Here is a 21,133-nt window from a genome sequence, read left to right as displayed (position 1 = left end):
GAACCGGCATGCGCACGATCACGCTCGAAGAGCACCACGCGAGTCCCGGCTACCTGGACGCGATCGCGCCCCACCTGAAGCGCGACGTCGACCTCGCCGACAAGCTCGGTGACATCGGCGAGCGCCGGATCGCCGCGATGGACGAGGCCGGCATCGACGTGCAGATCCTGTCGCTCGGTCCGCCCGGCGTGGAACAGCTCGACGCCGAGACCGCCGTGGCGATCGCGCGGCAGGAGAACGACCACCGGGGGCAGGCGGTGCGGCGCTACCCCGACCGGTTCGCCGGGTTCGCCACCGTGCCGACCGCCGCGCCGGTCGACGCCGCGAACGAGCTGACCCGCACACGGGAGGAGTACGGGTTCGTCGGTGTGCTGATCAACGGCCACACCCGGGGCCGCTACCTGGACGACACCCACTTCTGGCCGATCCTGGAGCAGGCCGAGAAGCTGGGGATGCCGGTCTACCTGCACCCGATGCCGCCGCCTCAGGCGGTGATCGACGCCTCGTACTCGGGGTTCGCCCCGGAGGTGACCGCGCGGCTGTCCAGCTGGGCCTGGGGCTGGCACATCGACACCGCCGTGCACGTCCTGCGGATGATCGTCGGGGGTGTGTTCGACCGCTACCCCGAGCTGCAGGTCGTCATCGGTCACCTCGGGGAGGGGCTCGTGTCGATGATGCCCCGCGTGGAGACCTCGCTCACGAGTGACGTGACCGGGTTGAAGCGCCCGGTCGGCGCCTACCTCCGGGAGAACCTCTACTACACGACCAGCGGGTTCAACTACAGCTCGGTCTTCCTGGACCTGGTGCTCCAGGTGGGTGTCGAACGGATCATGTTCTCCGCCGACTACCCGTACTGGACCATGGGCGCGTCCCAGGACTTCCTGGACCGCGTCCCGCTCAGCCCGAACGACAAGGAAGCCATCGCCCACGGTACCGCCGAGAGGCTGTTCCGCATGGGCGGCACCAAGAACAACCCGTGAGTGATTTGGGCTGCCATGGCAGCCCAAATCACTCACGGGTTGTGAGCTGCGGCGCGTCGGGTGCCGGGGCGCGTGGGGGTGACCGGTAACCTCAGCCGTCGAACAGGCGTTCGTGGTCGTCGAGGAGGGGGGCGTCGTCATGCGGGTGCTCGGCGTCGACCCCGGACTGACCCGCTGTGGCTTCGGGGTGATCGACGGGACCGGTGGGCGGCAGGTCAGCTGCGTCGACTTCGGTGTGGTGCGCACGCCGCCGGACTCGCCCGTCGAACGTCGGCTGCTGACCGTCGCGGACGCGGTGCGCGAGGTCATCGCCACCCATCGGCCCGACGTCGTCGCGATCGAGCGGGTGTTCAGCCAGAGCAACATCCGCACCGTCATGGGCACGGCGCAGGCCAGTGGCGTCGTGGCCTTGGTCGCCGCACAGGCCGGACTGCGCGTGGTGTTCCATACCCCCAGCGAGGTCAAGGCGGCGGTGACCGGCTCGGGCCGGGCGGAGAAGGAACAGGTGACCACGATGGTGACCAGATTGCTCCGGCTGGAGGAGAAGCCGCGTCCCGCCGACGTCGCCGACGCCCTCGCGCTCGCCATCTGCCACAGCTGGCGTGGTCCCATGATCGACCGGATGGCCGAGGCCAAGGCGGCCTCCGACAGGCTGGCCAAGGCGCATCGGGCGCGCCTGGCCGAGGCCGCGGCAAAGAGGAAGTGAGTGCAGTGATCTCTTCGGTGCGCGGACCGGTGCTCTCGATCGGGCTCGATCACGCCGTGGTCGAGGTCGGCGGGGTCGGTCTCGCCGTGCACGCGACGCCCGGCACGCTGGCGACCCTGCGTCGCGGCGAGGAGTCGCGGCTGTTCACCGTGTTGGTCGTACGTGAGGACTCGCTGACGCTCTACGGCTTCGCCGACGCCGACATGAGCGAGCTGTTCACGTTGCTGCAGACCGTGAGCGGTGTCGGACCCAAGGTCGCACTCGCCACACTCGCGGTACTGGACCCCGACGCGTTGCGCCAGGCGTTGGTGGACGGCGACCTGAAGATGCTCATGCGCGTCCCCGGCATCGGGCGCAAGGGTGCCGAGCGCATGGCGCTGGAGCTGCGGGACAAGGTCACCGCCGCGCCCACGGGTGGCACCCAGCTGGCGGCCTCGGTGCCGGCGTCCGGCCGGGACCACGTGGTCGAGGCGTTGATCGGGCTCGGGTTCGCCGCGAAACAGGCCGAGCAGACCGTCGACGCCGTGCTCGCGGAGAACAGCGAGGGACCGGTGGACACCTCGAAGACCCTGCGCACCGCGCTGAGCAGGCTGGGCAACGCGCGGTGATGCGGCCGTGACCGATCCAGCGGTGTCCGCGCACGTCGAGGACGAGGACCTGGCCACCGAGGCCACACTGCGCCCGAAGCGCCTGACCGAGTTCATCGGCCAGCCCCGGGTCCGCGAACAGCTCGAGCTGGTCCTCGAAGGTGCTCGCCGTCGAGGCGACCCGCCCGACCACGTGCTGTTGTCCGGTCCTCCCGGTCTCGGCAAGACGAGCCTCTCGATGATCATCGCGGCGGAGATGGGTGCGGCGATCCGCATCACCTCGGGGCCCGCGCTGGAACGCGCCGGCGACCTGGCCGCGATGCTGTCCAACCTGCTGCCCGGCGACGTGCTGTTCATCGACGAGATCCACCGCATCGCCCGCCCCGCCGAGGAGATGCTGTACCTCGCGATGGAAGACTTCCGGGTCGACGTCGTCGTCGGTAAGGGGCCGGGCGCGACCAGCATCCCGCTGGACGTCGCACCGTTCACACTGGTCGGGGCCACCACCCGGGCAGGCGCGCTGACCGGGCCGCTGCGCGACCGGTTCGGCTTCACCGCGCACATGGAGTTCTACGAACCCGCCGAGCTGGAGCAGGTGCTGCGTCGCGCCGCCGTCATCCTCGACGTCGACCTGCGCCCCGACGGCGGCGAGGAGATCGCCCGGCGCTCGCGGGGCACACCCCGCATCGCGAACCGGCTGCTGCGCCGTGTCCGTGACTACGCGCAGGTGCGCGCGGACGGTGCCGTGACCCGCGACATCGCCCGCGCCGCGCTGGCCGTGTACGACGTCGACGAGCTCGGTCTGGACCGCCTGGACCGTGCCGTGCTGACCGCTCTGGTGCGTTCTTTCGGCGGCGGACCGGTCGGGGTATCGACGCTGGCCGTCGCGGTCGGCGAGGAACCCGCTACCGTAGAAGAGGTTTGCGAGCCTTATCTCGTGCGTGCCGGCATGTTGGCGCGCACACCGCGTGGCCGGGTTGCCACCGCCGGTGCCTGGCGGCACCTGAACCTGGAGCCGCCGCCGAACGCGGCGGGGGAGCAGGGGGAACCCCCACCTACGTTGTTCGGGACGTGAGGCTGGCAAACTCAACTGCCCTCACGCGGAAGTACGGAGACCATGGAATACCTGTTCCCACTCCTCATCATCCTCCTGTTCATCCCGATCTTTCTCAGCGGCCGCAAGCAGAAGGCTGCCGCCGCGCAGATGGCCGAGCTCCAGAAGGCGATCACCGAGGGTGATGTCGTGATGACCACCTCCGGTCTGCGCGGCACCGTCGTGGACGCCAGCTACGAGGACACGATCGACATCGAGATCGCGCCCGGCGTGGTCACCACCTGGATCCGTCAGGCCGTCCGGGAGAAGGTCAACCCGCAGGCCGAGCACACCGACGAGGGCCCGGAGCAGGAGCGCATCGAGGCTCCGGTTTCTGAGACTCCGTCAGCGACCGCGACGCCGGAGGTCACGCCCAGCGGCGACGCGAAGACCGAGACGAAGGCCGACAGCGAGCCCGAGTCCTCGGCAAACGGCACCACCGGTGGGCGCGGCAACGCCTGAGTGGCCCAGAGGGTTGCGGTGAACGGGCGCACCGGCGCTCGCTAGCATCGCGCGCGCCGGGCTGTCCGTCGGTCGCCGGGCGTTGATCACAGTGGAAGAGGGTTTTCGAGTTGGCACCACCGGCCGGGCACATCCGCCCATTGCGGTATCTGGCGGCGTTCCTTGGCATCGTCGTCCTGCTCTACGCGCTGGTGTTCTTCACCGGTGACCGCCAGCCGAAACCCAAGCTGGGTATCGACCTGGAAGGTGGCACGCGGGTCACGTTGACCGCGCGCACCGACAACGGACAGCCGCCTTCCAAGGAACAGCTGACCCTCGCCAGGGGCATCATCGACACCCGGGTCAACGGCCTGGGTATCAGTGGCGCCGAGGTGGTGCAGGACGGCTCCAACCTGATCATCACGGTTCCCGGTGACCAGGGGGACAAGGCGAAGGATCTGGCGCAGCCGGCCCAGCTGCAGCTGCGCACGGTGATCGGCGGGCCGTACACGGCGACACCGCCGCCACCGGCACCGGGGACTCCGGGTGCGCCCGCCGCGCCCGGTACCGGTGGCGCGAAGCCGGGCAGCACGACACCCACCCAGCCGCTCAAGCCCGGCCCCGGCTCGTCCGCGCCGCTGGGAGCCGTCTCGCTGCTCGACGCACCGCCGACGACTCCCGCGACGCCCGAGCCGCACCCCGCGCAGCACGCGACGACGAAGGCTTCCGCGAGCCAGCACCCGGCCGCGCAGAAGGCCTCGGCGGAGAACAAGGCGGCCCAGAACGCGGCTCAGAACAAGGCCGCCATGCAGCTGCCGAAGAAGGCGGCCCCGCCGAACCCGAACCCGCCGCCGAACCCGGCCGACCCGACGCAGAGCATCGCCGACCCGCAGCTGGTCAAGGGCATCGCGCTGGCCAGGGCGACCCGGCAGAGCACGGACCCGAACATTCAGCAGCTCGCGCTGCAGAACCTGCAGTGCGCCGGCAACGACGTGCTGAGCGGGTACGACGACCCGACCAAGCCGCTGGTCACGTGCGACCAGAAGGACACCGAGAAGTACATCCTGAGCCCGGTGTTCCTGCGCGGAACCGAGATCGACACCGCGGGTGCCGGGTACGACCAGCAGCGCGCGGAGAACGTCATCAACGTGACGTTCAAGAGCGCGGGTGCCCGCATCTGGTCGGACTACACGGCCGCGAACGTCGGCAAGCAGGCCGCGTTCGTGCTGGACGGCGAGGTCGTCTCGGCGCCGGTCATCAACGGCCCGATCAACGGCCCGACCGAGATCCAGGGCCGGTTCTCCCAGGCCGAGGCCCAGCACCTGTCCGGGATCCTGAAGTACGGCGCGCTGCCGTTGTCCTTCGCCACCTCGGACGCGCAGACCGTGTCGGCGACCCTGGGGCTCGCCTCGCTGCAGGCCGGCCTGATCGCCGGTGCGATCGGTCTGGGTCTGGTGTTCATCTACTGCCTGTTCTACTACCGGGCGCTCGGGGTGTTGACGATCCTGTCGTTGATCCTGTCCGCGGTGCTGGTCTACGCGGTGCTGATCCTGCTCGGCCGATCGGTCGGGTTCAGCCTGGACCTGGCCGGTGTCGCCGGTTTCATCGTGGCGATCGGTATCACCGCGGACTCCTTCGTGATCTTCTTCGAACGGCTGAAGGACGAGGTACGGGAGGGCCGCAGCTTCAAGGCGGCGGTGCCACGAGGCTGGGTCAGGGCGCGGCGGACGATCCTGTCCGCCGACGCGGTCATGTTCCTGGCGGCGGCCGTGCTGTACCTGCTGGCCGTCGGTCAGGTGAAGGGCTTCGCGTTCACCCTGGGCATGACGACGGTGCTGGACCTCGTGGTGGTCTTCCTGGTCACGCACCCGCTGGTGGCGATGGCAGGCAACTCGCGGATCTTCAGCAGCCCGAGATGGTCCGGCCTGGGGGCGGTCGCGCGAATCGGCGTGGCGCGCAGGCGGCTGGCCGCGACACGCAAGACGGCCGTCGGCCCGAAGGGAGCCTGAAATGGTGGACACAGAGCATCGGCCACAGGCAAGGTCACGGAGCAGTTTCCTCAGCAGGCTGCACACCGGTACCGGCGCCTTCGACCTGGTCGGCAGGCGCAAGGGCTTCTACATCTTCTTCGCGGTGCTGGTCCTGATCTGCATCGGCTCGATGGTGTTCAAGGGCTTCAACCTGAGCATCGACTTCAAGGGCGGGACGAGCATCCAGTTCCCGACCACCGGCGCGACAGGTCAGCTGACGACCGAGCACGTGGCGGGCGTCGTGCACGAGGCGCTGGAGGACAAGGGCGACTCGGCGGTCGTCCAGCTGGCCGGCAGCGGTGCGAACCAGACGGTACAGATCCGGACCGAGACGCTCACCGCCACCGAGCAGCAGGCCGTCAAACAGGCGCTGTTCACCGAGTTCCATCCGCTCGCCGCGAACGGGCGACCGGACGCGAACGCGATCAGCGGGACCGCCGTGTCGGGCACCTGGGGTGGTGAGATCACCACCCAGGCACTGATCGCGCTCGCGGTGTTCCTGGTGCTGGTGACGATCTTCCTCGCGGTGTACTTCGAACGCGCCATGGCGATCTCGGCGCTCGTCGCGCTGATCCACGACCTGGTGGTCACCGCCGGTATCTACTCGCTGATCGGCTTCGAGGTCAGCCCGTCGACCGTCATCGGTCTGCTCACGATCCTGGGCTTCTCGCTGTACGACACGGTCGTGGTGTTCGACAAGGTCAAGGAGAACAGCCGGGGGCTGCTCGGTCTGACCAGGCGCACCTACGGCGAGACGGCCAACCTGGCGCTGAACCAGACCCTGATGCGCTCGATCAACACGTCGTTGATCGCGGTGCTGCCGGTCATCGGTCTGCTCGTCGTCGGTGTGGGTCTGCTCGGTGTCGGCACGCTCGCCGACCTGGCGCTCGTCCAGCTGATCGGCATCCTGGCCGGCGCGCTGTCCTCGATCTGCCTGGCCACCCCGGTCCTGGTCGATCTGAAGATGCGCGACGTCCGGTTCCAGCAGCAGGCCAAGCGGGTGTTCGCCCGGCGCGCCAAGGAGTCCGGCGTCGTGGACGCGGACGGCGACGAGGAGCTGGACACGACCGACGACACCGCCCTGGACGGCGAGCTTCGCCGAGAACGGGCGATGGCGGCGGCCGCCGGTGTTCCCGCGCGCAGTGCGGCGAGCCGACGGACCTCGGGCACCCGCAACACCCGGTCCGGTCGAAGCTCGGCCCGTCCGACCGGCAAGCGCCGGCGGTGACGGATCTTCCCGAGCGGCTGGCCGACGCCTTCCGACTGATCCGCGACGTACCGGACTACCCGACGCCGGGGGTGTTGTTCCGCGACATCACCCCGGTGCTCGCGGACCCGACGGCGTTCGGGACGGTCGTCGAGGCGATGGCCGAGCACGCGCGGTCCGCCGACGTGGTGGTCGTCGTCGAGGCGCGCGGCTTCCTGGTCGGCGCCGCCGTGGCGGTGGCGGCGGGCGTGGGGGTGGTGCCGGTCCGCAAGGCGGGAAAACTGCCCCGGGTGGCGGCACGCCGCGACTACGAGCTGGAGTACGGCACGGCGACACTCGAGCTGCCGGAAGGATGCATCGAGCCGGGCGCCCGCGCGTACGTGGTGGACGACGTGCTCGCCACCGGCGGCACGCTGCGGGCCAGCTGCGAGCTCATCGAGCAGGTGGGCGCGACGGTGACCGGTATCGGCGTGCTACTCGAGCTGACGGCGCTGGCCGGACGTGACCGGTTACCGGGTCGATCGGTGCACTCGCTGCTCGAGGGCTGATCGCCGCCGTACACCCGCTGTTAACGACCTGATCGGGTTGACCGCCCGGCGCCCACCGGCGCGGGTGGTCAACCCGGCTCGATATACCTAGCTATCCTGGTGTGATGGAGCGCGCGTGAGTACGGCCGAGCAGCGGCCGGCCCCGCCGGCCGAGTCTTCTCCGTCGGCAGCGTCGCCGCGCCCGGTCGCGGTGCCGGGCACGCCCGGCCGGCCGTCCGCGACCCGCAGGGTCAGGGCCCGCATCGCGCGGCGCATCTCCTCGCCTAGGCCGGGCGCGGTCAAACCGGTCCTCGAACCGCTGGCCGCGGTCCACCGCCAGCTGCACCCGAACGCCGACCTCGCGTTGCTGCAGCGCGCCTACCAGGTCGCGGACGAACGGCACGACGGGCAGAAGCGCAAGTCCGGCGACCCGTACATCACCCACCCGCTCGCGGTCGCGACGATCCTCGCCGAGTTGGGTATGGACACGATCACCCTGGTCGCGGCATTGCTGCACGACACGGTCGAGGACACCGGCTACAGCCTCGAAGAGCTGGGCGCCGACTTCGGCGACGAGGTCGCCCACCTGGTCGACGGCGTCACCAAGCTGGACAAGGTGAAACTGGGTGCCGCCGCCGAGGCCGAGACCATCCGCAAGATGGTGGTGGCGATGGCACGGGACCCCCGGGTCCTGGTCATCAAGCTGTCGGACCGGCTGCACAACATGCGCACGATGCGGTTCCTGCCGCCGGAGAAGCAGGCCCGTAAAGCACGCGAGACCCTGGAAGTGTTCGCCCCGCTCGCGCACCGGCTCGGCATGGCCACGGTCAAGTGGGAGCTGGAAGACCTGGCGTTCGCGCTGCTGCACCCGAAGAAGTACGACGAGATCGTGCGACTGGTCGCCGACCGCGCACCGTCGCGGGACACCTACCTTCGCCAGGTCATCGACGAGGTCAACGCGCAGCTGGAGGGCGCGCGCATCTCGGCGACCGTCGAGGGCCGGCCGAAGCAGTACTACTCGATCTACCGGAAGATGATCGTCAAGGGCAAGGACTTCGACGACATCCACGACCTGGTCGGCGTGCGCATCCTGGTCGACGACGTGCGCGACTGCTACGCCGCGATGGGCATGGTCCACGCGCTGTGGCAGCCGATGCCCGGGCGGTTCAAGGACTACATCGCCCAGCCCCGCTTCGGTGTCTACCAGTCACTGCACACCACGGTCATCGGTCCGGACGGCAAGCCCCTCGAAGTACAGATCCGCACCGGGGACATGCACCGCACCGCCGAGTACGGCATCGCGGCGCACTGGCGCTACAAGGAGAGCCGCGGCACGCACGGCGGTGCCAACGGCCAGGCCGTCGACGTCGACGAGATGGCCTGGATGCGTCAGCTGCTGGACTGGCAGCGGGAGGCCGCCGACCCGGGTGAGTTCCTGGAGTCACTGCGCTTCGATCTGGCGACCCGCGAGATCTTCGTGTTCACGCCCAAGGGTGACGTCGTGACCCTGCCGACCGGTTCGACGCCGGTGGACTTCGCGTACGCCGTGCACACCGAGGTCGGTCACCGCTGTATCGGATCCCGGGTCAACGGCAGGCTCGTCGCGCTCGAACGCACGCTGGAGAACGGTGAGGTCATCGAGATCTTCACCTCGAAGGCCGACGGCGCGGGCCCCAGCCGTGACTGGCTGACCTTCGTCGCCTCGCCGCGTGCCAAGGCCAAGATTCGGCACTGGTTCGCCAAGGAGCGCCGCGAGGAGGCGATCGAGGCGGGCAAGGACGCGATTACCAGGGAAGCGCGCCGCACCGGCATGCCGCTGCAGCGCCTGGCCTCGGTCGACTCGATGGCCGCGCTGGCCCGTGAGCTGCACTATCCCGACCTGTCCGGCCTGTACGCAGCGGTGGGGGAGAGCCACGCGTCCGCGCGGCACGTGGTGTCCCGGCTGGTCGCTCTGCTCGGCGGTGTCGAGGACGCCGAGGAGGAGCTCGCCGAGCGCGCCACCCCCTCGACCGTGCAGCGCCGTCGGTCCAGCGGCGACTCCGGCGTCGCGGTCGTCGGCGACACGGGCGGCATGACGGACGTGTGGGTCAAGCTCGCGCGCTGCTGCACCCCTGTGCCGGGCGACGACATCCTCGGGTTCGTCACCAGGGGCGGCGCGGTCAGCGTGCACCGGGCGGACTGCACGAACTCCGAGTCGCTGCGCGGTCAGAGCGAACGGCTCGTCGAGGTCGAGTGGTCGGCGTCGCCGAGCGCGATGTTCCTGGTCAGCATCCAGGTCGAGGCGCTCGACCGGCACCGCCTGCTGTCCGACGTGACGAAGGTGCTGGCCGACGAGAAGGTCAACATCCTGTCCGCCTCGGTAACCACCTCGCGGGACCGGGTCGCGGTCTCCCGCTTCGCGTTCGAGATGGGCGACCCGAAGCACCTCGGTCACCTGCTGCGCGTGGTCCGCAGTGTGGAAGGCGTCTACGACGTCTACCGGGTCACCTCAGCCCGCTGAACTACCCGTGAGTGGCGAGTGGTCCTCTGAGACCACTCGCCACTCACGGGTGTCTACGGGTTGACGGTGACGGTCTGCAGGGTGGTGGCCAGCTTCGGCTTTCCGCCGCCGGGGGACGGGTTCAGCGAACCGTCGTCGCCGCCGGCCGCGACCTTCTGCAGCGCCTGGATGCCCGGCGCGCCGATCGTGCCGAACACCGTGTACTCGGGCGGCAGCTGCGAGTCCTCGTAGACCAGGAAGAACTGGCTACCGCCGCTGTTCGGCTGCCCGGTGTTCGCCATCGCGATCGAACCCTTGGGGTAGATCGCGGCGCCCTGCTGGCCGGGAGCCAGGTTGTTCGGCGGCTCGTCCGGGATCGTGTAGCCGGGGCCGCCGGTGCCGCTGCCGGTCGGGTCGCCGCACTGCAGTGCCTTCAGCCCGGACATGTTGATCAGACGGTGGCACGGCGTGTTGTTGAAGAACCCGGCGGTGGCCAGGTGCACGAAGCTCGCCACGGTGCACGGCGCCTCGGCGCGGTTCAGCGTGAGCGGCAGGACACCTTGCGTGGTGTTCACCGTGACCGACACGGTGCCGGTCTTCGGCGGGTTGGTCTCGGTCGGCAGCGACACCGGGCGGGACGCGGGCTCCTCCGGCGTGGCGGTGAACGTGCACGGCCCGGGCGGCGTCGTGGTCACCGAGGGCGGGCCGGCCGCGTTCGGGGCCGACGAGGTCGTGCTGGCGACCGTGACCAGCACGATCGCGGCGATCACCGCGATCACGACGACAGCCGCGGTGACCGCCGCTACCTGCTTGCGTCGCTGGGCGCGCTGTGCCCGATGCGCCTGCTGGCGGTCGAGCTTGCGTTTTGCGGCCTCCCGGCGCTGCTGGTTGCTGCTCGACACCGCTGATGTCCTCTCAATCCTGAACGACATACGGGCGGTTCGCGAGTATCACGAGTCCCGCCGACCGGTAGTCACACTAACGACCGCACCCGATTGGCCGCATCGAGGCTCCCACTAGGCTGGTTCCGTGTTGGTAGCGGGATTTCCGGCGGGGGCGTTCGCCACGAACTGCTTCGTCGTGGCGGCGGCGGCCGGTGAGCCGTGCGTCGTCGTCGACCCAGGTCAGGACGCGATCGAGCCGCTGAACAAGCTGCTCGGCGAGCATCGCCTCACCCCGGTCGCGGTACTGCTCACGCATGGGCACTTCGATCACACGTTCAGCGTGGCGCCGGTGTGCGACGGCCACGACATCCCGGCGTGGATCCACCCGGACGACCGGAGCCTCCTGGCCGACCCGCTGAAGGGTCTCAGCGCGGACGCGGCGGCGTTCTTCGGCGGGCGGTTCGAGATGCGCGAGCCGAGGCAGGTGCGTGAGCTCACCGACGGCGCCGTGCTGGAGCTGGCCGGTGTCCGGCTGGTGGTCGACCATACGCCGGGCCATACGCCCGGCTCGGTGATCTTCAGCGGCGAGACCGAAGACACCGAGCTGATCCTGGCGGGCGACACACTGTTCGCGGGCTCGATCGGACGCACCGATCTGCCCGGCGGCGACCATGGGCAGATGATGGACAGTCTGCGTGACAAGTTGCTGACCCGGCGGGACGACGCACTGGTGCTGCCCGGCCACGGTCCGACGACGACCGTCGGCAAGGAGCGCGCCACCAACCCATTCCTGCGAGAGCTCGGCCCTGTCCCAGGCGACGCCGGGCCCGCATCATCGAGACGACGAGGATTATGAACACGTTTGCCGCACCCAAGGGCATCCCGGACTACTTCCCGCCCGACTCGGCGGGATTTCGCGCGGTGCGTGAGCGGCTCGTCGCGGCCGCGACGAACGCCGGCTACGGGCTGATCGAGCTGCCGATCTTCGAGGACACCGCGCTGTTCGCACGGGGCATCGGGGAATCGACCGACGTGGTCAGCAAAGAGATGTACACCTTCTCCGACCGTGGCGGCCGGTCGGTCACGCTCCGTCCGGAGGGCACCGCCGGGGTGATCCGCGCGGTCATCGAGCACGGTCTGGACCGGGCGACCTTGCCGGTCAAGCTGGCCTACAGCGGTCCGTTCTTCCGGTACGAGCGTCCGCAGGCGGGCCGCTACCGGCAGCTGCAGCAGGTCGGCATCGAGGCGATCGGGGTCGACGACCCAGCGCTGGACGCCGAGACGATCGCCGTCGCCGACGCGGGTTTCCGCTCGATCGGGCTGACCGGGTTCCGGCTGGAGATCACCTCGCTGGGCGACGACACCTGCCGGCCCGCCTACCGGCAGCTGCTGCAGGACTTCCTGCGCGGTCTCCCGCTCGACGAGGAGACCAGGGCACGCGCCGAGCTGAACCCGCTGCGGGTGCTCGACGACAAGCGCCCCGAGGTTCGAGAGCTGCTCACCGACGCTCCGCTGATGCGTGATCACCTGTCCGACGCGTGCCGGGAGCACTACGAGCAGGTCAAGCTGCACCTGGGCGACCTCGGCGTGCCCTTCGTGGAGAACCCCCGGATGGTGCGCGGGCTCGACTACTACACGAAGACCTGCTTCGAGTTCGTGCACGACGGACTGGGTGCACAGTCCGGGATCGGCGGCGGCGGACGGTACGACGGGCTGATGGCCGAGCTCGGCGGCCAGCCGCTGTCCGGTGTGGGCTTCGGCATCGGGGTGGACCGCACGCTGCTGGCCGCGAAGGCCGAGGGGCTGACCGTGGGCGACCCGGCGCGCTGCGACGTGTTCTGCGTTCCACTGGGGGAGAAGGCGAAGCGGCGGCTGGTCATCCTGGCCGGTGAGCTGCGCGCCGCCGGGGTCCGGGCCGATCTCGCATACGGCGGTCGCGGGCTGAAGGGCGCCATGAAGGCCGCCGACCGCTCCGGTGCGCGCTGGGCGCTGGTCCTCGGCGAGCGGGACCTGGACGCGGGCACGGTGGGGGTCAAGAACCTCGCCGACGGCGAGCAGACCGACGTGCCGCTGGACCAGGTCATCGGTCGAGTGTCGGAACTTCTTCAGCACTAGCCACCAGCGCGGCCACGCCCGTGGTGATGGGTACCGAGGCGACCAGGCCGATGCTGCCGACGAGGGTGCGCACCAGCTCACTGGCGACGTCCTGTGAGCTCAGCGCCCCGCCGAGGCTCAGACCCGAGACGCTGAAGAACAGCATGAGCGGCAGGGCGGTGCCCGCGTAGGCGAGCACCAGGGTGTTGACCGCAGACGAGATGTGGTCACGCCCGATGCGCATCGCGGCGGTGAACAGCTGCGCCGCGCCGAGCGACGAGTTCGCGCGGCGCAGCTCCCACACCGCGCTGGTCTGGGTCACCGTCACGTCGTCGAGGACACCGAGCGCCCCGATCACGAAGCCGGCCAGCAGCAGGCCCTGCGGGTTGAGCCTCGTGCCGTTCCCGAGCGCGGCGATGAGGTTCTGGGTGGGGTCGTCCAGGCCGGTCAGCTGCGCGGCTTCGGTGAACACCGCGCTCAGCACGCCGATCAGGACGAGGCTGACCAGGGTGCCGAGCACGGCCGTCGAGGTCCTGGCGGACAGCCCGTGGCTCAGGTAGAGCACCACGAACATGATCAGACAGGCGCCCACGAGCGCCACGGCCAGCGGGCTTCTCCCGTCGAGGATCGCGGGCAGCATGAAGAGCAGCAGAACCACGAAGCTGGCCCCGAGAGCGACGAGCGCGGCCACCCCGCGCCAGCGGCCGAGCAGGATGACCGCGCCGGCGAACATCAGCCCCAGCACCCACAGCGATGTGCTCCGTTGGAAGTCGATGACCTGGTAGGAAGCACTGTCGGTCGGGTCGCCGCCGTTGAACTGCAGCACGACCTCGTCGCCCGCCCGGTACACCGGTGTCGTCGGTTCGACAGGGACGATGCTGACGATGCCCCGGCCCTCGGCGTCGCCGGTGGTCATCATCAGGCTCAACGCGACACAGCCCCTCGGCCCCTGGTTGCGCTCACCGGGGTTCGGCTGTCCGCAGTCCGCCGGGGTGACCAGCCTGACGTCGGCGTCGACGGTCTGTTGCTGGACCCCGGCGGCGGCGTGGACGCCGCCGAACGGATACAGCAGCAGCGCACCGACCAGGCTGGCCAGCGCGGCGGGCACCAACAGTGCGACCAGTAGCAGGTGGACCCGCCGGCCGGCCGGCGAGGCCGGGCCGTGGCCATGACCGTGGCCATGACCGTGGCCATGACCGTGCTGGTCCGGCGCCGGCGCCGGCGGTCGCGCGGTGGTTCGCGAGGGCCTGCTGTCCTGACCGTGGCGTCCCATGCGCGACATCCTGCCGGTCTCGACCTGAGGACCGGCCGCACCCCTGAACCCTCTAGCTGTGCCTGGGCGAGGCGATTTGCTTCTTATGGGAACATATGTTCGAATTCTGGCATGCGGTGGGGAGCTCAGCGGGTGGGCGCCGACGGGGTCGGCGAGGACGAGGTGCTGCCCGGCATGGGTGGTTACCTGCGTACGGTGCGTGCGCCGGAGTTCGCGGGCATGGTGTTCCACGAGGTGGAGGCGCGGTCGGCGCTGAACAAGGTGGCCGGCGGCGCGATGCCGTTCGGCTGGACGATCAACCCCTACCGGGGCTGCAGTCATGCGTGCCGTTATTGCTTTGCTCGTAACAGTCACTCGTACCTGGAGTTGGACACGGGGGAGGACTTCGACCGGCAGGTCGTGGTCAAGGTCAACGTGGCCAGGGTGCTGCAGCGGGAGTTGCGGGGACGGCGATGGGCCCGCGAGCACGTCGCGATGGGGACGAACACCGATCCCTACCAGCGGGCCGAGGGTCGCTACCGGTTGATGCCCGGCGTGATCACCGCGCTGGCCCGGTCCGGCACGCCGTTCTCGGTGCTGACGAAGGGGACGTTGCTGGCCAGGGATCTGCCGCTGATCGCGGACGCGGCGAAGGACGTCTCGGTCGGGCTCGGGGTGTCGATCGCGCTGACCGACCGGAGCCTGCAGGCGAGTCTCGAACCGGGCACCCCCACCCCGGCCGCCCGTCTCGACCTGGTTCGCCGGATTGCCGACCTGGGCCTGCGGTGCGGTGTGATGATAGCGCCGGTCCTGCCGATGCTCACCGACTCCGAGGAGGCGCTCGACGAGCTGCTCGGACGGATCGCGGCGGCGGGCGCGGCCGGTGCCACCGTGCTCGCTCTGCATCTGCGTCCCGGCACGCGGGACTGGTTCATGGCGTGGCTGGCGCGGGAGTACCCGGCGCTGGTCGAGCCGTATCGGCGCCTGTACAGCCGCGGTGCGTACGTCGACAAGCGTTACCGCGAGATGCTGAGCGCTCGGGTGGTGCCGCTGCTGCGCAGGCACCGGTTGGGTGGTGGCGCCGAGCAGCGCGGGCTTCCCGGCGACGAGCAGGGACGCTGGTCGAGGGGGAGTCTGCCCCGGAAGGCGGACCCCGAGGACCTGGGGGAGCAGCTGGCGTTGCTCTGAATGGGCGCATGGCCTAGCCCGAACGGTCTAGCCACCTGGGGTTAATAAGTATGATTACTGAATGAGTGGCCTGAGTTTACCTCGACGAAACACAAGGACCGTTGCCTGCGAGGGCTCGTTCGCAGAAGGTATGTCCATGGTGGAAGCGAGTTCCGTGGATCCGGCCGCACTGCTCGCGGTGGCGGTCGAGGAGGCCAGGAAAGGCCTTGCCGAGGGTGGGGTGCCGATCGGCGCGGCGTTGTTCGACCGGTCGGGCACGTTGCTCGGCAGCGGGCACAACCGCCGGGTTCAGGACGACGATCCGTCGATGCACGCGGAGACCTCGGCGTTCCGCGCGGCGGGTCGGCGTCCCGGGTACGCCGACACGATCATGGTGACCACGCTGTCGCCGTGCTGGTACTGCAGCGGCTTGGTCCGCCAGTTCGGCATCGGTGAGGTCATCGTCGGCGAGAACACGACGTTCCACGGCGGGCAGGATTGGCTGGCCGAGAACGGCACCCGGGTGAGCACCCTGCAGGACCCGGAGTGCATCGGGCTGATGACCGAGTTCATCGAGGCCCGGCCGGAACTGTGGTTCGAGGACATCGGTGGTGAGCCCGCATGAGCGACTACGTCCCCAGCATCGACCTGACCCCGTGGTTCGAGGGAACCGAGGCCGGGCGCCGCGCGGTGGCCGACCAGGTCGACGACGCGTTGCGCAGGGCGGGGTTCCTGCTGATCACCGGTCACGGCATCGAGCGGGAGCTACGTGACCGGGTCCGGGCGACCGCTCGCCGGTTCTTCGCGCTGCCGGAACCGGTCAAGGCCCGCTACGCCGTGAGTGTCGGCGGCCGGGGCTGGATCCCGCCGGGCGCGGAGGCGAACGGCAACGTCGAGGGCGAACCGACGCCCGCCGACCTCAAGGAGTCCTACTCGTTGTCCGCGGACGACCCCACGGGCGACCCGGTGGCCGACGAGCGCTGGTTCCTGCCGAACGTGTGGCCCTCGGAGATTCCGGAGCTGCAGGCCGTCCTCACCGAGTACCTCGACAGGATGCGGGCGCTGTCCGACGAGCTGATGTCGATCTGCGCCGTCGCACTCGGCCTTCCGGCGGACCACTTCACCGCCTACCTGACACACCCGACCTACTGCTTCAACCTCAACTGGTACCCAGCGCTGCGCCAGGTCGGCGAGCCGGAACCGGGTCAGTTCCGGATCGGCCCGCACACCGACTACGGCACCGTCACCGTGCTGGACCGGGAGCCTGGTATGGGTGGGCTGCAGGTGTTCACGGCCGATGAGGAATGGGTGGACGCCCCGTTCGACCCGGACGCGTTCACGGTCAACCTCGGCGACCTGATGGCGCGCTGGACCGGTGACCGGTGGCGGTCCACCCGGCACCGGGTGCTGGCGCCGCCGGCCGACGCGCCGGAGGAGGAGCTGCTGTCGCTGGTCTATTTCTACGAAGCGGACCACAATGCGTTGATCGAGACGTTGCCACCGCCCATCGGCAGGAACAGCTATCCGCCGGTGGTGTGGGGCGAGTACCTGACGGAGAAATTGGCGGCGATCACCGTTGGCTGATGTGACTGCCGGACCGACCGACCCCACCGGGGCAGTCGCCGGCGAACCGATCCGACCGGGAACCTACGGCGACCGGGTGGTCGCGGTGGAACCCGGCGGCGTCGAGTTCATCCCGGCGGGCGACCGGCACGGCCGGCCGCTGCAGCTGCTGTGGACCTGGACCTCGCCCAATCTGGAGTTCGCCACCGTCTTCCTCGGCGTCCTCGCCGTCGGGGTGTTCGGGCTGAGCTTCTGGGAGGCCGTGCTGGCGCTGGTCATCGGCAACCTGCTCGGCGCGACCGCGCACGGCGTGCTGTCCGCGCGCGGGCCGAAGCACGGCGTGCCTCAGATGGTGCTGAGCCGGATCGGGTTCGGGTACCTGGGCAACGCGCTGCCCGCCGGGCTGAACTCGATCTGCGCCGGGATCGGCTGGTTCGCGGTCAACAGCGTGAGCGGCACGTTCGCGCTGAGCACGCTGACCGGGCTCCCCGCGCAGCTGTGCCTGGTGATCGTGGTCGTGGCGCAGGTACTGATCGCGTTCTTCGGGCACAACCTGGTGCAGGCCTTCGAGAAGTACGCGCTGATCTTCCTCGGTGTGGTCTTCCTGGCGACCTCGATCACGATCCTGGCGAAGACCCAATCCGGTGCGCCGGCCACACCGGTCCCCGGTGGGTTCCTGCTGACCGTCGGTGCGACATTCGGTTATGTGGCGGGGTGGACGCCCTACGCGGCGGACTACACCCGCTACCTGCCGGCCCAGACCGATCCTCGGCGGACCGGACTGTGCGCGGGCCTCGGCGCGTTCGTGTCATGCACTCTGCTGGAGATCGTCGGAGCCGCGTCGGTCACAGCAGGCGGTACCGACGAGCAGAATCCGGCGCGGGCGTTCACCGCCCAGCTACCCGGTTGGCTGGCCGCGTTGACGTTGCTCGCTATCGTGCTCGGCGCGGTGTCCGCCAACGTGATCAACATCTACTCCGGCTCGATGTCCTTCCTCACTTTGGGCGTCCGCCTGCCGTTGATGTTCCGCCGGGCGCTCGTCGCGGTGTTGTTCGGCATCGTTGGGCTGGTGCTCGCATGGTTCGGGCTGAGCGACGCGGGAGCCAAGTACGAGAGCTTCCTGCTGGTCATCGCCTACTGGATCGGGCCGTGGCTCGGCGTCATGCTCACCGACCAGTACCTGCGCCGCGGTCGGGCGATCGACCAGTTGCTGTACGCCAAGTGGTATCGCAACTGGGCCGGCCCGGTAGCGATGCTGGTGGGCATCGTCGTATCCGTCGTGCTGTTTTCCAGTCAAAAGGCGTTCAAAGGTGTGATATCGGTCATTATTCCGGAGCTCGGTGACGTTGCATTCATAGTGGGCTTCGCATTGGCAGGGGTTCTGTATTTCGTGCTCAAGCCGTTGGCGGTACGTAGATCAGGCGATGAGCCAGTCACCTTCTAATATGTCACATTGGTGGATGCGGTGATTCGTGAAGCTGACTGATTGGAGTTACGATTCGTCAAAACTCGCCAATTTTGACAAAGCGAGCGTGAAGGGTCTGGTAATTACCAGTGCCGCACTGACCTCGGCGTGCTGTTGGCTTCAAGGGGTAGAGGTCAGTGCGACGCGATGGGTCGATAAGTACTAAATTCTAGGTACTCAGCACTCTTGTTCCTAGCAGCTGATGCTCTCAATGAGAACATGGTCACCGTTGTGCAGGGGCTTCCATCCTTGACTGGTGTCCGTGAATGGCAGCGGATTGAACGGGCCTCGCGATCCGCCAAGATCAGACTTGTATCTGTAGTTGTATCGGCATCCTACTGGAACCAGGAATGCATCAGCGTCAGTGATCGCGGGCTTGGAGCTTGCGCCATCTTTAATTGAGATTATCTTCTGGTCTGAGTCACCCGATTCGTCCACGCCAACCTCATCATCGGTTCGGTTTGGTGCGACCTTGACTGCTACATGGCTTTGATTTACCACGTAGCCGCAAGTCGAGTTTCCTTGGTAGCCGTCTGTGCATTCTTCGCCAGCGAATGCGACTTGCGCGAGTCCGACTAATGACGCTAGCAACGTTAAGGCTACGAATAGTGATCGCAGGGTGGTTCTCATGACGTTTCCTGTCTGTAGCATCTGGAGTTTGTGGTATCTCGCCGAGGTGGGTCGCTTGGAGCGTGAGACGTCGAACGACGGTTTGCTCGATCGACCTCACAACGCTCTCAACGACGTCGAGGGTCGAGTGTCACGTGGCGAGCTAACTTGTTCGCGATTGCAAATATGTTGTTACTGGCTGCAACTATCGGGGACCGTCGTGCGTTCGTTGTCGATAACAAGCGCGGGTGTCAAACGGTCGTGCCGACACCGATGCTCGATTGAGTGGAGTGCTTGTTGGTCTAATGTGCTAAGCTAATAATGCGATTTGGCTACTGCGAAATGCGTTCTGTTGTGTGACGCGGCTGTTGCGCCAGCAGCGGATGCGAGGACCGTGGGGGCGTGTGATCCGGCAGGGTTGCCGGTATGCGCGAGTTCCGCTTCTCCACCAACGTGTTCGGCATCGGATCGAAGAAGGAGTTCCTCCAGACCTGCCGTCGGGTCGAGCAGCTCGGGTACGACACGCTCTTCGCCGCCGACCATCTGGGCATCCCGGCGCCCTTCCCGACACTGGTCGCGGCCGCCGACGCCACCGAGCGGCTGCGGGTGGGCACGCTGGTGCTCAACGCCGAGTTCTGGAACCCGGCGCTGCTCGCCCGCGAGGTGGCGACGGTCGACCTGCTTACCGAGGGGCGACTGGAGCTGGGGTTGGGCGCCGGTCACATGAAGTGGGAGTTCGACGAGGCGGGCATCGAGTGGCGACCGATCGGCACGAGGGCCACCCGGCTCGCCGAGCTCCTGCCCGAACTGCGACGACACCTCACCGCCGACTACGAGCAGCTGGCCGGGCGGGTCACCGCACCGCGCCCGGTGCAGCGGCACGGGTTCGGCGGCACCGGGCCGCCGCTGATCATCGGCGGCACCGGCGACCGGGTGCTGCGGATCGCCGCCGAGCACGCCGACATCATCGGCGTCGCGGGCATCTACCAGCTGCCGGGCAAGCCACCCGGCACGTTCCGCATCGGCACCGCGAGCGAGGCCGACGAGCGGGTCCGCTTCGCCCGCGAGTGCGCTGGCTCGCGGGCCGACGCGGTCGAATGGCATCTGCTCGTGCAGGCCGTCGTCGAGACCGACGATCGGGAGACTGCCGGGCGTGAGCTGCTGGAACGCTTCGGCGCCACCATGACGCTCGACGAGCTGCTCGACACGCCGTTCGTGCTCATCGGCACCGCCGAGGAGATGGCGTCGCAGCTCCGTGACCGCCGGGAGCGCTACGGGTTCTCCTACATCACCGTGCACGCGCCCTATCTGGAGACGTTCGCGCCGGTCATCCCGCTGCTGCGTCAGCCGGAACGCTGACAGCGCAGGAAGTGCTGCTGCTCGGGCGGTGCGCCGCCGACGGCCGGTGCGTAGGTGCGGGTATCCGTGCCGACGATGTCGAAACCCGCCGCCGCGACGATGGCACACAGGTCGTCGAAGCGGTAGCCGGACACCCGGATCGTCTGGCCGAGGAACGGAATCGGCTGGTAGTCGACGTCGGCCTCCACCATGGACAGCGTCAGCAGACCACCTGCACCGAGCACCTGCCGCACGGTCGCGAGCGCTTCGGGGATCTCCGCGCGGGGCAGCATCAGCAGCGAGAAGAACGCGGCGACCCCGGCGAACGACTCGGCGCCCGGACGCAGGTCGGCGATGTCGAGCAGGCGGAAGGTCGCCGACGGCACCCGTTGTCGCGCCAGCTCCACCATGCGGGCGGACAGGTCGATGCCCAGCACGTCCAGCCCGGCGTCGGTGAGCTGGCGTGCCGTCGGGACGCCCGTGCCGCAGCCGAGGTCGAGGACGCGCGACCCGGCGGGCAACGAGTCCACCAGCCAGGCCCCGGCCGCGAGCTGCCCCTCCTTGTCGGGGAACGCGTCGTCGTACGCCGCGCCAATGGCATCAAACGCCGCACCCTGTCCCACTCTGCTCTCCCGCACCCCCCAATCCTCTCCCTCGTGAGTGATGAGGGCGTCTACCCCGAAGGGGCGCGAAGCGTAGCCGGAGTGGGCA

The 21,133-nt window shown here is 68.8% G+C and carries 19 protein-coding genes; 16 read left to right on the top strand and 3 right to left on the bottom strand.

Annotation, left to right across the window (positions count from 1 at the left end; translation table 11 throughout):
* Positions 1-8 precede the first annotated feature (8 nt).
* From G406_RS0100940 to G406_RS0100900, 9 genes are all read left to right on the top strand, one after another.
* On the top strand, positions 9-980 hold the full coding sequence (locus G406_RS0100940) for an amidohydrolase family protein (RefSeq protein ID WP_028932325.1): 972 nt from the start codon (positions 9-11) through the stop codon (positions 978-980).
* A gap of 139 nt (positions 981-1,119) precedes the next feature.
* Complete coding sequence (gene ruvC, locus G406_RS0100935; RefSeq protein WP_028932324.1) at positions 1,120-1,686, top strand: crossover junction endodeoxyribonuclease RuvC; 567 nt, start codon at positions 1,120-1,122, stop codon at positions 1,684-1,686.
* A 5-nt stretch (positions 1,687-1,691) separates the two neighbouring features.
* The gene (gene ruvA, locus G406_RS0100930; RefSeq protein ID WP_028932323.1) at positions 1,692-2,294 is read left to right on the top strand and encodes a Holliday junction branch migration protein RuvA; all 603 of its coding nucleotides are present in this window, start codon (positions 1,692-1,694) and stop codon (positions 2,292-2,294) included.
* Between the two features lie 7 nt (positions 2,295-2,301).
* Positions 2,302-3,348 carry a Holliday junction branch migration DNA helicase RuvB gene (gene ruvB / locus G406_RS0100925; protein WP_028932322.1) on the top strand — a complete coding sequence of 349 codons (1,047 nt, stop codon included), beginning with the start codon at positions 2,302-2,304 and terminating at the stop codon, positions 3,346-3,348.
* 42 nt (positions 3,349-3,390) lie between these two features.
* Positions 3,391-3,828, top strand: coding sequence for a preprotein translocase subunit YajC (yajC, locus tag G406_RS43925; protein ID WP_051341267.1), 438 nt, complete (start codon positions 3,391-3,393; stop codon positions 3,826-3,828).
* 110 nt (positions 3,829-3,938) lie between these two features.
* Complete coding sequence (secD, locus tag G406_RS0100915) at positions 3,939-5,816, top strand: protein translocase subunit SecD (RefSeq protein WP_028932321.1); 1,878 nt, start codon at positions 3,939-3,941, stop codon at positions 5,814-5,816.
* Between the two features lies 1 nt (position 5,817).
* A complete protein-coding gene (gene secF, locus G406_RS43920; protein WP_051341265.1) occupies positions 5,818-7,065 on the top strand; it encodes a protein translocase subunit SecF in 1,248 nt (415 codons plus the stop codon).
* Entirely contained in the window at positions 7,062-7,592 is a 531-nt protein-coding gene (locus G406_RS0100905) for an adenine phosphoribosyltransferase (RefSeq protein WP_084215681.1), read from the top strand. Before secF ends, G406_RS0100905 begins: the two co-directional genes overlap by 4 nt.
* Positions 7,593-7,707: 115 nt before the next feature.
* The gene (locus tag G406_RS0100900) at positions 7,708-10,071 is read left to right on the top strand and encodes a RelA/SpoT family protein (RefSeq protein ID WP_084215680.1); all 2,364 of its coding nucleotides are present in this window, start codon (positions 7,708-7,710) and stop codon (positions 10,069-10,071) included.
* A 53-nt stretch (positions 10,072-10,124) separates the two neighbouring features.
* Here G406_RS0100900 and G406_RS0100895 read toward each other — a convergent pair whose 3' ends face one another.
* Entirely contained in the window at positions 10,125-10,952 is an 828-nt protein-coding gene (locus G406_RS0100895) for a peptidylprolyl isomerase (RefSeq protein WP_037074589.1), read from the bottom strand.
* Positions 10,953-11,079: 127 nt separating this feature from the next.
* Between G406_RS0100895 and G406_RS0100890 the strand changes: the two genes are divergently transcribed.
* Positions 11,080-11,790, top strand: coding sequence for an MBL fold metallo-hydrolase (locus tag G406_RS0100890; protein WP_028932317.1), 711 nt, complete (start codon positions 11,080-11,082; stop codon positions 11,788-11,790).
* The gene (gene hisS / locus G406_RS0100885; RefSeq protein ID WP_028932316.1) at positions 11,787-13,049 is read left to right on the top strand and encodes a histidine--tRNA ligase; all 1,263 of its coding nucleotides are present in this window, start codon (positions 11,787-11,789) and stop codon (positions 13,047-13,049) included. Before G406_RS0100890 ends, hisS begins: the two co-directional genes overlap by 4 nt.
* Here the strand turns inward: hisS and G406_RS43915 are convergent.
* Complete coding sequence (locus G406_RS43915; RefSeq protein ID WP_245606966.1) at positions 13,015-14,301, bottom strand: YibE/F family protein; 1,287 nt, start codon at positions 14,299-14,301, stop codon at positions 13,015-13,017. The two genes, hisS and G406_RS43915, sit on opposite strands and share 35 nt — an antisense overlap.
* Positions 14,302-14,412: 111 nt before the next feature.
* Between G406_RS43915 and G406_RS0100875 the strand changes: the two genes are divergently transcribed.
* The 5 genes from G406_RS0100875 to G406_RS0100855 all read left to right on the top strand — a co-directional run bounded on the left by G406_RS0100875 (position 14,413) and on the right by G406_RS0100855 (position 20,443).
* Positions 14,413-15,468: an Rv2578c family radical SAM protein gene (locus G406_RS0100875; protein WP_028932772.1), complete on the top strand. Its 1,056-nt coding sequence runs from the start codon at positions 14,413-14,415 to the stop codon at positions 15,466-15,468.
* A 136-nt stretch (positions 15,469-15,604) separates the two neighbouring features.
* Positions 15,605-16,072 (top strand): nucleoside deaminase, encoded by a 468-nt coding sequence (locus G406_RS0100870; protein WP_037074818.1) that lies wholly within the window; start codon positions 15,605-15,607, stop codon positions 16,070-16,072.
* Positions 16,069-17,031, top strand: coding sequence for an isopenicillin N synthase family dioxygenase (locus G406_RS0100865; RefSeq protein ID WP_028932314.1), 963 nt, complete (start codon positions 16,069-16,071; stop codon positions 17,029-17,031). Before G406_RS0100870 ends, G406_RS0100865 begins: the two co-directional genes overlap by 4 nt.
* 1 nt (position 17,032) lies before the next feature.
* Entirely contained in the window at positions 17,033-18,454 is a 1,422-nt protein-coding gene (locus G406_RS0100860) for a purine-cytosine permease family protein (RefSeq protein WP_245606965.1), read from the top strand.
* A 1,056-nt stretch (positions 18,455-19,510) separates the two neighbouring features.
* Positions 19,511-20,443 (top strand): LLM class F420-dependent oxidoreductase, encoded by a 933-nt coding sequence (locus G406_RS0100855; protein ID WP_028932312.1) that lies wholly within the window; start codon positions 19,511-19,513, stop codon positions 20,441-20,443.
* Here G406_RS0100855 and G406_RS0100850 read toward each other — a convergent pair.
* On the bottom strand, positions 20,428-21,060 hold the full coding sequence (locus tag G406_RS0100850) for a class I SAM-dependent DNA methyltransferase (protein ID WP_211241008.1): 633 nt from the start codon (positions 21,058-21,060) through the stop codon (positions 20,428-20,430). The two genes, G406_RS0100855 and G406_RS0100850, sit on opposite strands and share 16 nt — an antisense overlap.
* Positions 21,061-21,133: the final 73 nt, after the last annotated feature.

This window comes from Actinospineispora spinosispora DSM 44797 (assembly GCF_000429025.1).
Classification (GTDB): Bacteria; Actinomycetota; Actinomycetes; order Mycobacteriales; family Pseudonocardiaceae; genus Pseudonocardia; species Pseudonocardia spinosispora.
Note: the sequence above shows the minus strand (reverse complement) of the source record. Positions and strands in the feature narration are given on the sequence as shown.